General features: G+C 48.8%; 11 protein-coding genes. 1 reads left to right on the forward strand and 10 read right to left on the reverse strand.

Annotation, left to right across the window (positions count from 1 at the left end; all coding sequences use genetic code 11):
* Positions 1–28: 28 nt before the first annotated feature.
* Positions 29–2,542, forward strand: a complete 2,514-nt coding sequence (locus F3I09_RS31775) for a M14 metallopeptidase family protein (RefSeq protein ID WP_149699085.1) — start codon at positions 29–31, stop codon at positions 2,540–2,542.
* A 335-nt stretch (positions 2,543–2,877) separates the two neighbouring features.
* On the opposite strand, the gene F3I09_RS31780 is transcribed toward F3I09_RS31775, so the two are convergent.
* The 10 genes from F3I09_RS31780 to F3I09_RS31825 form a co-directional block, all read right to left on the reverse strand.
* Entirely contained in the window at positions 2,878–3,480 is a 603-nt protein-coding gene (locus tag F3I09_RS31780) for a redoxin domain-containing protein (protein WP_223233453.1), read from the reverse strand.
* Positions 3,481–3,603: 123 nt separating this feature from the next.
* A complete protein-coding gene (locus F3I09_RS31785) occupies positions 3,604–4,575 on the reverse strand; it encodes a YihY/virulence factor BrkB family protein (protein WP_149699086.1) in 972 nt (323 codons plus the stop codon).
* An 11-nt stretch (positions 4,576–4,586) separates the two neighbouring features.
* Positions 4,587–5,645, reverse strand: coding sequence for an endolytic transglycosylase MltG (gene mltG, locus F3I09_RS31790; protein ID WP_149699087.1), 1,059 nt, complete (start codon positions 5,643–5,645; stop codon positions 4,587–4,589).
* Positions 5,646–5,714: 69 nt separating this feature from the next.
* Complete coding sequence (gene secG / locus F3I09_RS31795) at positions 5,715–6,068, reverse strand: preprotein translocase subunit SecG (protein WP_149699088.1); 354 nt, start codon at positions 6,066–6,068, stop codon at positions 5,715–5,717.
* 10 nt (positions 6,069–6,078) lie between these two features.
* Positions 6,079–7,257 (reverse strand): hypothetical protein, encoded by a 1,179-nt coding sequence (locus F3I09_RS31800; RefSeq protein ID WP_149699089.1) that lies wholly within the window; start codon positions 7,255–7,257, stop codon positions 6,079–6,081.
* Positions 7,258–7,304: 47 nt separating this feature from the next.
* Positions 7,305–7,820: an LPS assembly lipoprotein LptE gene (lptE, locus tag F3I09_RS31805; protein WP_188134037.1), complete on the reverse strand. Its 516-nt coding sequence runs from the start codon at positions 7,818–7,820 to the stop codon at positions 7,305–7,307.
* A 54-nt stretch (positions 7,821–7,874) separates the two neighbouring features.
* Complete coding sequence (locus tag F3I09_RS31810; RefSeq protein ID WP_149699091.1) at positions 7,875–9,128, reverse strand: sigma-54-dependent Fis family transcriptional regulator; 1,254 nt, start codon at positions 9,126–9,128, stop codon at positions 7,875–7,877.
* Positions 9,129–9,197: 69 nt separating this feature from the next.
* Positions 9,198–10,619 (reverse strand): tRNA (N6-isopentenyl adenosine(37)-C2)-methylthiotransferase MiaB, encoded by a 1,422-nt coding sequence (gene miaB, locus F3I09_RS31815; RefSeq protein ID WP_149699092.1) that lies wholly within the window; start codon positions 10,617–10,619, stop codon positions 9,198–9,200.
* Between the two features lie 85 nt (positions 10,620–10,704).
* The gene (locus tag F3I09_RS31820; protein ID WP_149699093.1) at positions 10,705–11,331 is read right to left on the reverse strand and encodes a response regulator transcription factor; all 627 of its coding nucleotides are present in this window, start codon (positions 11,329–11,331) and stop codon (positions 10,705–10,707) included.
* On the reverse strand, positions 11,315–12,187 hold the full coding sequence (locus F3I09_RS31825) for a sensor histidine kinase (protein ID WP_149699094.1): 873 nt from the start codon (positions 12,185–12,187) through the stop codon (positions 11,315–11,317). Before F3I09_RS31825 ends, F3I09_RS31820 begins: the two co-directional genes overlap by 17 nt.
* Positions 12,188–12,839: the final 652 nt, after the last annotated feature.

Here is a 12,839-nt window from a genome sequence, read left to right on the forward strand (position 1 = left end):
TCTTAGGTAAACAAATTGAAGGATCAATATGCGCAAATTGCTGTTATCGTCCCTTATACTGCTCATGGTGCAGACAGGGTTTTCACAGAGCCTGCTTACACCTGATCAGTTCCTCGGTTATGCGCCCGGAACCCAGTTCACGCCCTATCACCGCGTACTTGACTACTTCAGAGCCGTTGCCGCTGTTACGTCCAATATGCAGCTGATCCAATACGGCACTACTTATGAAGGCCGTCCCCTGATGCTGGCCCTGATCTCTTCCCCTGAAAATATCAACAAAACTGAACAGATAAGACAACACAACCTGGAACTGGCCAGTGGCAATGGCAAGCCTGCCGCCGGCGATCCCGTGATTGTCTGGCTTAGTTATAACGTACATGGCAATGAAGCTGTTTCTACCGAAGCCGCCATGGTTACCCTGTACATGCTTGCCAACAAAGAGAATAAAGAACAACAGGAATGGCTGAAGAATACGGTTGTGATCATTGATCCCTGCTTAAATCCCGACGGAAGGGAACGCTACGTGAACTTCTACAACCAGGTGCATACCCGTTATGCAGACCCTTTATTGTTTGCCAGGGAGCACAATGAACCATGGCCGGGAGGGAGGGCGAACCACTACTATTTTGACCTGAACCGTGACTGGGCCTGGCAAACGCAGGTGGAATCGCAGCAAAGGGTTATCCAGTACAATCGCTGGATGCCACAGGTGCATGTTGATTTTCATGAGCAGTCCATCGATGCCCCTTATTACTTTGCGCCCGCTGCAGAGCCGTTCCATGATATTATCAAACCCTGGCAGCGTAGTATGCAGATGCTGATCGGTAAGAACAATGCACGGTACTTTGACAAAGAAGGCTGGTTGTATTTCACCAAGGAATTCTTTGATATGTTTTACCCCAGTTATGGAGATACCTATCCTACCTATAATGGCGGCATCGGAATGACCTACGAGCAGGGAGGAGGAGGACGTGCAGGGCTGGCCGGTTTGAAACAGGACGGCGATACCCTGACACTGACAGAACGTATTGCCCATCACCGCACTACCGGACTGTCAACCATAGAAATAGCTTCACAACAGGCCGCACAAATGCTGAAGGAATTCTCCCGGTATTTCTATGAAGCCGTTCATACACCTGATGGCCCTTATCAGTCTTATGTGGTAAAGGCTAACGGTAATAGTGAGAAACTGGCCTCCCTGGGCACCTTGCTCAACAGGAACGGCATCCGTTTCGGTTACGGCTCGGCAGTGAATAAAGCCAGCGGATTTAATTACTTCAATGGCAAAACGGAGAACTTCAGTATAGAGAAGGAAGACATGGTGATCAGCGCTGCACAGGCCAGGTCCAACCTGCTGAAAGTATTGATAGAGCCCGATTCCCGTTTATCCGATTCCGTCACTTATGATATTACGGCCTGGTCCCTGCCTTACGCCTATGGCCTGCAAACCTATGGTGTGCGTCAGCCGCTGACGCCGGCAAAGGACAGTCTGCAGAATACCGTGAACGCTAATCTGGCGGCCGCCAGACCCTACGCCTACCTGGCCCGCTGGAACAGTATCAAGGACGTACGCTTCCTCTCGGCATTGCTGCAGAAACACATCCGTGTAAGATTTGCGGAAGGCGATTTTATTGCCGGAGGTAAATCCTTTCCCGCAGGTACACTCATCATTACCAGGTCTGGCAATGAGGCCACAGGTGCACAATTTGACGAACAGGTCATTGCACTGGCCAATACCTATAAAGCCGGACTGGATGAGGTGAATACCGGCTTTGTAGAGAAAGGCGTGGACTTTGGCTCGGAGAAAGTGCGGTTTATTAAACCTATCAGGGTGGCTGTTGTAATGGGTGAAGGTGTTTCCTCCCTTGCTGCGGGAGAGGTATGGCATTTCTTCGAACAGCAGATAGGTTACCCGCTCACGATCGTAGATGAAAAGCAATTGTCCCGGGTGAACTGGAAAGACCTCGATGTACTGATCCTCCCGGATGGCAATTATAAATTTTTGTCAGAGAAAGACAATGCTAATAAGCTGCGGGACTGGATCACCGGTGGTGGTAAACTGATTGCCCTGCAGGGAGCACTGGCGCAGATAGCCTCCCTCGACTGGGGCATTCACCAGAAAAAGGAAGACGAAGAAAAAGAGGAGAAGAAAGATGAATACGCCCAGCTGAAGCCTTATGCCAACCGTGAAAGAGAAGGCGTCAAGCAACTCATTCCCGGCGCTATTTACAAGGTACAGCTGGACAACAGCCATCCGCTGGCCTTCGGATTTCCGTCAGTCTACTATACCCTCAAACAGGACAGCAGGATATACGACTACCTGGACGATGGCGGCTGGAATGTTGGCATACTGAAGAAAGACAACTACCTCAGCGGTTTTGTTGGTATGGAAACACGCAAGAAACTCAGAGACGGCCTACTCTTCGGCGTAAAGGAAATGGGAGACGGCAAGATTGTGCTGATGGCCGACGACCCGCTGTTCCGCAGTTTCTGGGAAAACGGGAAACTGATGTTCGGCAACGCACTGTTTATGGTGTGGTAGTGCTTAACATCTTATCTGACTACGCTGCAATAGATTTAAGCCGTTTGGTGCGGTAGTGCTTAACATCTTATCTGACTATAATGCATAGCTTTAAGCCGTTTGGTGCGGTAGTGCTTAACATCTTATCTGACTATAATGCATAGCTTTAAGCCGTTTGCTGCGGTTGTGCTTAACATCTTATCTGACTATAATGCAATAGCTTTAAACCGTTTGGTGCGGTTGTGCTTAACATCTTATCTGACTATAATGCAATAGCTTTAAGCCGTTTGGCGCGGTTGTGCTTAACATCTTATCTGACCATAATGTATAGCTTTAAGCCGTTTGGCAGGTAGTTCTTAAAATCTTTTAATATTACATCCCAGGGCCTGTGTGGAGTTCACCCGCACAGCTTTGCCTGCCAGCAGATCATTGATGGCGTTACTCAGGTGTCGCATTTTGACAGCTTCCGCATTGCCCGGATTATCATCAATAGCCCCCTTATAAACGAGTTTTGCCTGCTGGTTGAATAGATAACATTCAGGCATATGATTGGCCTCAAAAGCGTCTGCTAATTCAGTTTTTTTATCTGCCACGTAATACCAGTTGTATTGTTGACCGGTGGCATAAGTCTTCATGGCTGCCAGCACTGTTTTTTCATCTGCACCGGCGGTGTTTGAATTGATCAGTACCACACCGATATTATTGCTGAGTGCATATTTACAGATCTCCTGCGTACGGGCCTGGTTCCTTTCAATATAAGGGCAGGTATTGCCGGAAAATATCACCAGTAATCCGTTACTTAATCTTGCTTTATTGAGTGTGATTTCTTTACCGGAAAAATCCTGGAGTACAACGTCTGCTTTAGGTAAAGGCGCTCCTATTTCCAATGGAAGAGTGACGGCCGGTTGCATGGCCACCAGCCAGGAGTATAGGATCAATAGACAGTATACGTTTCTCATAAATATAGGTTTCAGGTTAACGCTAATCCCTTGCTCATCTTTCGCTTAGGATTGTACAATGAGGAAATCCGACCCGGGATCCCATTATAAAGATACAAATATGTGTGATTTTTATCTAATTTATCAGGAGAGGCCGCGCACCTCTTCAGGGAGGTTTTCCCGGCGGGTTTCTGCTGTTTCCTTCAGTATCCGGATGCTGGCATTCAGCTCAAAACCGATCAGCAGAATGAAGGAATAGAGGTAAATGGACAACATGAGGATGAGGATAGTGCCCACGGAGCCGTATATCTTGTTGTAGTTGGCGAAATTGTTGACAAAGAAGGAAAAGAGGATGGTTACCACGATCATCATAATAGTGGCGAAAGTAGATCCTGCGGTAATGAACTTCCATCGCTTGGTCGTGGCCGGAACGAAGCGGTAGATCACGGAAAGCATGGAGAAGAACAGTAAAGCGATCAGTATCCAGCGGGTCATATCGGCCAGGGATAGTATGCGGGTATCGGTAATGCCCAGGTATTTGAAAATGAAACTCAGTACGGTACCCTGCGCAATGATCAGTATGATGGTCAGCAGCAGGAGAAAGATCAGTATGAGTGTCAGCTTCAGGGCCATGAGCCTTTTCTGCCACCATTTTCTGCGGCGGAAGCCGGGCGACTTTTTATTAAAAGAGCGGGCCAGTCCCATCACCGCATTGGAGGATGCAAAAAATCCCGTCAGGAAGGCGATAGACAGCAATCCGTTACGGTGGGTATACAGGAAGTCATGGATCATGTCCCGTATGATAATGTAGGTATTGTAGTTGGGGGTAACATCTTCCGCCAGTTCATACAGGGTAGCCTCCACATTTTTCATGGGGATGTAGGGCACGAGGGTGAACAGGAAGATGAAGAATGGGGGAATGGCCAGCAGGAAGTTGAATGAGATAGCTGCTGCCCGTTCCCCCAGGCTCCGGTTCCCCATTTCCTTCAGAAAGAACTTGATCACATCGTACAGGGGCACTCCTTCAAAACCGGGCAGCACCAGTGTTTTACTGATGTTTACCAGTTTACGGAAGGGCCTGGATGTAAGAATGATCTTTTCTGGTCTGAACGGCATTGTAGTTTAAGTTATATCCCTCTCGCATTTAATGCAGCATGGAATGCCTGGGCATTTTTCATGTGCTCTGCGTAGGTAGCGGCAAAGGCATGATATCCGGAGAAATCAGCTTTAGCGCAAAAATAGATATAATCAGTTTCCGGCGTATTCAGTACTGCTTCAATAGTTTTAATGGAAGGAGTACAGATAGGGCCCGGAGGCAGGCCGGCATTCTGATAGGTATTGTAAGGCGATGAGAAGGCAATATGTCCTTCCCTGATCCTGCGGATGGAAAAGTCCTGCAGGGCGAATTTCACCGTAGGGTCTGCCTGCAGGCGCATGCCTTTGCGGAAGCGGTTGATGTATACGCTGGAGATCAGTGGCTTCTCGTCATTTTTATTGGTTTCTTCTTCCACGATAGAAGCGATGATCATCACCTGTACCGTGCTGAGGTCCAGACGGCGGGCAGCTGCCTTGCGGTCGTCTGTCCAGAAAGCGGCGGTTTCCTTTTCGATCTTTTTGAAGGCGGCTTCTGCGTTGGTATTCCAGTAGAACTGGTAACTGTTTGGAATGAAGGCGCACATCACGGTATTGGTGTCCAGTCCGAACTGGCGGAGGTATACCTGGTCCCTGAGCAATGCGAGGAAGGTAGCAGAATCGGCTTCCAGGTTGGAGCATATCTTCCTGACAAGGTCCTGTTTGGTGCGCAGTTTGGTGATGGTCAGGTTCACCGGTGTCTGGCGGCCGGCGCGTAGCAGCTTCACAATATCGAAGTTGCTCATACCGCGGCTGATCTTGTATTTGCCGGCTTTCACCCTTTTTGGATACCCGAGTTCGCGGGCTACCCAATCGAAGCTGGTACGGCTGCGGATGATCTGTTGTTCTTCCAGGCCATCCAGTACATCGGCATAAGTGGCGCCGGTACGTACATAGAAAAATTTACTATCCCCAAAAGCTTTGGTATTGGGGCCAAATACACGATACCCTATGTATACGAGCAGCCCTGCCAGGATAGCGCAGGCAACTACCAGCATACGTTTAATCCATAGATTCTTCTTTTGACTTTTTTTTGCTTTGCTTGTCTTTGCCATAGGATGGTATTCAATAAAAAACCTCGCTTGTGACGGCGAGGTTCTGAAATAGCTTTAACAGCCGGAATATTATGGTTTTGCCGGAGTCTGGGACGGAGCTGGCGCCGGATTTACCGGTGTAGCTGGTACCTGAGCGGGAGCTGTAGGGACGGTAACATTTTGTTCCATAACGCCTTTTCTCAAATCAGGAGCCTGACCTTTGCTTACAAACAAAGAGGAGGTGAGGCACAGCACGGCAATGATGGCAGACAGGATCCAGGTACCTTTTTCAAGCACATCTGTAGTCTGGCGTACACCCATCACCTGGTTACCAAAGCCACCAAAGCTACCGGATAAACCACCACCTTTCGGGTTTTGTATCAGTACGAAAAAGCCCAATAACACACAGGCCAGGATGATTAATATGCCGAAAATCAATAACATAGTATATAAGTTAACTTTTTTCTGTTAGTAACTGAAGTTCCTTAATCTTTTGCGCAAAATAAGCGCTTTTGTTGGGATTAAGCAAACTTAATTTTTGATATATGTGGATAGCTGTCTGGTACTGATGCTGGCGTGCCCAGATCTCAGCAAGCGTCTCCGAAACGATGTCGTCATTCAGTGTGATGGAGTCCATAGCCATCTTTTCCACAGCTTCTGATACTTCCGGATCCGGATCTTCGTAGCTGAGGTGCATTTGCTGATGATACCATTGTTTGCTGGCTTTTTCGGCGAAGGTATGCTTCATCTCTCTAAGCCAGGATGTAAAGCTTTTCATTTCTGCTGCTGCTTTTGCACTGAGCTGCTCTGCCTGCTCAGGTTCTTTCAAACGTTTGTATGCGAAATAATCATCGGTATACAATGGTTGGAAAGTCAGAGACGTTTCGGTCTCAGAAGTATCCAGCGGGAATATTTTAATAGGCTCTGCTTCTGCCGGTGCGGTAACCGGAGGTTTTGCTTCCAGTGGCTCCGGCGTTTGTACGGATGCTACCGGTTGTGCTTCCCGGGGCGTTTCGGTAATTGCCGGTGCTGCCTGGGATGTTGGTGTTGCGGCTGGTGTTGCTACAACATCATTCGCAGTAACGGTCAATTCTTCTTCTATATTGTATGCCGGAGCAGTAGCATTCGTTGCTGGCATAACAGATTGCTCTGTTGCAGGTACTTTAGGTACGGTTACATGGATCTTGGATTCCTGTGCAGGTTGCGGTGCTGCAGGTGCAGGAGCCGCTGTTTCCGGCTCTCCGGGAAACACACTGGCAGGCGCTTCCTGTACGGGGGCAGGAGCTGGTGCTACCTCTACTGGCGCTACTACTTCAGGAGCAATGCTTTCTACCGGCGCCACTACTTCAGGAGCTGGTGCTACCTCTACCGGCGCCACTACTTCAGGAGCAACACTTTTCTCCTCGGTGGTCACGAAACGGTAGAAATAATGCATATTGGTACTGTACTGCTGTGCCTTCTTTACCGCCGGCGCCAGCAGGTTCTTTTGCACACTGTATTGCTTGCGCGCCAGCAGCAGGCGGGCCGCCGTAAAGTAGGGGTATGACGTTACCAGCCGTTCCAGTGCTGCTTCATCAACCTGTTTAATATCAGGCTGTTGGAAGATATGTTGAATGATCCTGTTTGCGGTCATGCTGCTAAAGTATGAAAAAAAATTAAATACGAAAGCTTTTGTAATACTTACCAGTTAGCGAACGCTTTATTAAAAATATCATCCACTATTTGTGGCAGAATAGTGTTCTCCAGCAGGCCATTTTCTACCGCACTTGGCAACTGGGAAGCCGGGAAGTCGGCAGAACGGGTGAATGACTGCGTATACCCTTTTTTATCGCCTATTCTTTTCACGAACGTAATATTGATGGTAACGGTCAGCCTCGATGAAGCGGCCTGGTCCACATTGGTCACGGCGGCATTACTGAAGGAATAACCTGTTACATTGCCTTTGAATTCATAATCGGCCCCTTCTTCATTGATCTGTACCAGTTTAGTCTGCGATTGCACTTTATTACGCAGTCTTTCGGTAAGGTTCTGGCTCAGCGTCGGGTTGTTGATAGGCGCTCTGTTATCAATGAAACGCACATTCACGGTCTTTGCGCCCGGTTCAATACTGGCGCCGGTGGCGGAATAATGAACGGAACAGCCGCCCAATACCAGCAGTAAGCTGACGGTTATTATCCCCTGGAGTAATCTGATCATCTTAAAAGTGTTAAGGCAGCCTGCCGGGAGCGGAATCATCCCGGCAGGGGCCTGCTATTCATTAATGTTATATTCTTTTAATTTCCTGTATAAGGTCCGCTCGGAAATGCCCAGGTCCAGCGCTGCGTCTTTTCTTTTGCCTTTATGTTTTTTCAGGGCCTTGACGATCAGTTCTTTCTCCTTGTCGGCTATAGACAATGTTTCTTCTACTTCTTCGTGGTGGTCGATCTTGCTGCTATCCTGTAAGATGATCGGCTGCGGAGAGGAAATGGCTGAAGGAACGGGGCTGGCGTTCACACTTACCTCCGGTTGCGGATGGAAGCTGTGCATCAGGTGACTGTCCTGGAAATTGCCGGCATGGGCAATATTAGGGTTCTGCAGGATGTCGAAGAACATCTTTTTCAGTTCTGTCACATCCTTCTTCATATCGAAGAACAGTTTATACAGTATATCCCTCTCGTTGGAAAAGTCCCCGTTAGGCTTCGCCTGCGGCGCAGCGATCATCGGCAGCCTGGAAGGCTCGTTCACTTCCGGCAGGAAACGTCTCAGCTCATGTGCTGTGATCAGTTTATCCTGCGCCAGTACGGAGATCTGCTCTGCCATATTCTTCAGTTCACGCACGTTACCTCTCCAGGGATAGTTGACCAGGATATTACGGGCCTCATCATCCAGCTGGATGCTCGGGGTTTTATAACGCTCCGAGAAATCCACGCAGAATTTACGGAACAATAATGGAATATCCTCTTTCCTGTCGCGCAGGGAAGGTACCCTGATGGGAACGGTATTCAGACGGTAGTAAAGGTCTTCTCTGAATTTCCCCTGCTGGGTATGATCGAGCAGGTCCCTGTTGGTTGCTGTGATCACCCGCACATCTGTTTTCTGTACTTTGGAAGATCCGACCCTGATAAATTCGCCGGTTTCCAGCACACGCAACAGGCGGGCCTGTGTGCCCAGTGGCATTTCCCCGATCTCGTCCAGGAAAATGGTACCTCCGTTCACGGTTTCAAAATATCCTTTACGGCTATCCACCGCGCCGGTAAATGACCCTTTTTCGTGGCCAAAAAGTTCTGAATCTATCGTCCCTTCCGGGATAGCGCCGCAGTTTACGGCAATGAATGGGTTGTGTTTACGGGCACTAAGTGAATGGATAATATTGGAAAACACTTCCTTACCAACGCCGCTTTCCCCAACTATCAACACGGTCAGATCCGTGTTGGCCACCTGTATGGCCACCTGCAATGCATAATTCAATGCAGGCGAGTTTCCGATAATGCCAAACCTGTTTTTAATGGACTGTATGTTATCCATATCCTCAATTTACCCCCTTACCGGCCGTGTGGGACCTGTAAAAGGTGCTGTGATCCAATAATTTGTCTTTTATGCTCTCCCTGTCGAAGTTCCCAATAAAGTGCCGGCAGTACAATCATCCACCTTCACCCATACATATTCACCTTTGCGGTAATCTTCTTTAGGGAAAATTACCACTTTGTTCTGATCTGTTCTGCCGAAGAGATGGTCTTCAGAGCGTTTGGAGGTGCCTTCTATCAGCACTTTAAACGTTTTGCCTACATCCTGCTGCATACTTCTGAGTGATTGTCCGCGGTGCAGTTCCACCACTTCGGCCAGCCTCCGTTTTTTCACTTCTTCCGGTACGTCATCCTGGTAACGGCGTGCAGCCAGTGTACCGGGGCGTTCGGAGTAGAAGAACATGTAGGCGAGGTCGTACCTGGCATAGTCCATCAGGCTCATAGTATCCTGGTGATCCTCTTCTGTTTCTGTACAGAAGCCGGTAATAACATCCGTGGACAGGGCACAGTCAGGTAATATTTCACGGATGCGATCAACTTTTTTAATGTACCATTCCCTGGTATAGGTACGGTTCATCAGCTGCAGTATACGGGTGCTGCCGCTTTGCATAGGCAGGTGAATGTATTTGCAGATGTTCTCATACTTCGCCATGGTGAACAGTACGTCGTCGGTAATGTCTTTCGGATGGGAGGTGCTGAAACGTACCCTGAGCAATGGGCTGATAAGAGCTACCTGCTCCAGCAGATTGGCAAAGGTGGTGACAACAGCTGCATCCTGCGGGTCAACCCAATAATAGGAATCCACGTTCTGGCCCAGGAGGGTCACCTCGCGGTAGCCCCTGTTGAACATGTCTGTGGCTTCCTGGAGGATAGATGCTACATCTCTGCTGCGCTCACGTCCGCGGGTGAACGGCACCACGCAGAAAGAGCACATGTTGTTACAACCCCGCATGATGGAAACAAAAGCGGTTACGCCGTTGCTGTCCAGCCTTACCGGGCTGATGTCGCCATAAGTTTCTTCACGGCTGAGCATTACGTTTACTGCCTTCTGGCCGGTTTCTGCCTCTTCGATAAGCGCAGGCAGGGTCCTGTAAGCATCAGGGCCCACCACCATGTCCACCAGTTTTTCCTCTTCCAGCAGTTTGGCTTTCAGCCGCTCAGCCATGCACCCGAGCACGCCGACCAGCAGCTCCGGGTTACGTTGTTTTATTTTTTTGAATTCTGTTAGTCGTTTACGTACGGTTGTTTCCGCTTTCTCCCTGATCGAGCAGGTATTGAGCAGCACCAGGCTGGCCTCTTCCACATTGCGGGTAGGGCCAAAACCTTCTTCTTTGAGAATGGAGGCCACGATCTCACTATCGTTAAAATTCATCTGGCAACCGTAGCTCTCTATATAGAATTTCTTGGTATAAGTCTGTGTTTCTCCTTCCAGGGGGGAGTAAGCTTCACCCTGGCGACTTTCGTCATGCACTTTTGTAACCTGTTCCAGCATCCTTTGCAAGTAATTTTAGGAAAGCAAAACTACACAATAAAATCCGAAAATGACAGAATGGCATGGTAGGTAATATAGCCGGTAGTTACAGGCCCTTTTCCAGGAGAAAACGCGTAAGGGCAGCGGGACTTTTGAGCTGGAGTTTCTGCATAATGTTCTTCCGGTGGGTTTCCACGGTGTAGATGCTCAGGTAAAGATGGGTGGCTATCTGCTGGTTTGTAAGCTGCTGATTGATCAGCTGGAGGATTTCCGTTTCCCGCCGGGTCAGGTTGAACTCCCTGAAAGGGGGCGTTTCAGTTTCCTGCTGGTAAATGCGGGCCATAGGAGGAAAGCATTGCTTTCCCTTGCTCACCTGCCGGATGGTTTGCAGCAGTTCTTCCTTATTGCAGGTTTTCAGCAGGTAGCCATCGGCCCCGTAGGTGCTGGCCAGGGAAATAAGATGGGGATCATTATAACTGGAGAGGATGATGGTCCGGGTACGAGGAAAATCCTGGCGGATGAGCTTTGTAGCTTCCAGCCCGTTCAACACAGGCATATTGATATCCAGGATGACAATATCGGGCTGGTGGCGGGGCAGGAGCTCCATCAGTTCCTGCCCGTTGGCGGCGATGGCAAGAACGGTCACGTTTGGGACCTGTTGCAGGATGGAATGGATACCGTCGGCAAAGAGTGTGTGGTCATCAGCAAGGATGACACTAACAGGTAGCTGCATGTTGTGGAATTACGGGAATGTGAATGATAAAAGTGGTACCGGAAATGCCCGAATCGACGTGTAATTTCCCGCCTAACGATCTTACCCGGCTCCGTACGCCCGATAGTCCTATGCCCTGTGCCCTGCCGGGAGAGACCGGTAGCCCGATCCCATCATCTTCCACCACTATTTCCAGGTAATCCGGGTAATATAACAGCTGGACAGTGGCGGCGGAGGCTTTTGCATGCCTGATAATATTACTGGTCAGTTCCATGATGATACGGTATAGTATCAGTTCCTGCCGGGGATCAAAGCAGGATTGGTATTTGTTGCTGCAGAAATGGAACAGGATACTGGATGATTTGAGCAGCGAAAAGTAAGATTGTAGTATATCAGTAAGTGGAATATTGCCAAAAAGGGGAGGAACCAGGTTATGTGCGGCCCTGCGCACATTCTGGCTGGTCTGGTCTACCAGTTGCAGGAGATTGCTGGCTTTCTGCTGATCCTGCTTTGTCCTGAAATGCAGGTTCTGCAGGTTTACCCGGATAGCGGCCAGGTTGCCGCCTATCTCGTCATGTATATCCGCCGCAATACGTTTGCGCTCGGCCTCCTGGATGTCCAGCTCCTGGTTGGTCATCATCGCCTGTTGCTCCTGTAATTTCAGCAACAGCTCCCGTTGTCTTTTCTTATAGGCGTCCAGCCTGCGCACCATGACCAGTATCCACACGGCCACACTCCATATGCATGTAAGGGGTAAAATACCGGAAGACACAAGATAAGCGGTAACGTTGTAGGTAAACTGTAAAGAATAACTATGCACCGGCCCTAAAATGGCTGGCGCAGAAGGGATTAAATGCATGAACAGTTCCTCGGTCATAATAGTACAGAGAATAAGGGGTATGAATCGTATAACTGACAGATTAGCTATTGGGGTAGTGCTGAAAAAATTGTCCCTGAATTACACTACAAGTCTACAAAAAAAAGTGTTGCCATGGTGAAAGTGAGGGGAGTTTGTTAAAAAAATTAACAAGTGGTATGGGGAGTGGTATGGGGTACTTCAGGTTTGTCTGAGTTGCGCCCTTAAAGGAGGGGATTTCTCTTGTTTCGGATATTTGCCTGGGATACGGGCATGAGCATAGTAAAGGCATGGTAAAGGCATGTATAGGCATGTATAGGCCTGAGGTAAGGTTCAAGTGCCACTTGTCTAAGGATACAACAATGTTTCTCCTATGTTCATCTTACGTTCATCTTAGGTCTTTGAACGTAGGATGAACGTAAGTTGGACATAGGTGAAACATTGTTTGTACCTGATTAAAGCGAATCTGTATTAATCCCGGATCAGGTTCCCCCACGCTACAAACGCGCAGCGGGGAATGCGTATTGGGCTGACAGTGATTATTGCGCTGACCTTCTTGCTCACGGTGCAGGCTGGGATCACTGGCTGTAGTTTTTTGAAGTTCCTTACTATGGAGCTGTGGAGGGCGGGTTGGCTTTTGAATATTTATTAAACCCCTGGTGAGGCGCATGAG

It is taken from the genome of Chitinophaga sp. CF418 (assembly GCF_900142925.1).
Taxonomy (GTDB): Bacteria; Bacteroidota; Bacteroidia; order Chitinophagales; family Chitinophagaceae; genus Chitinophaga.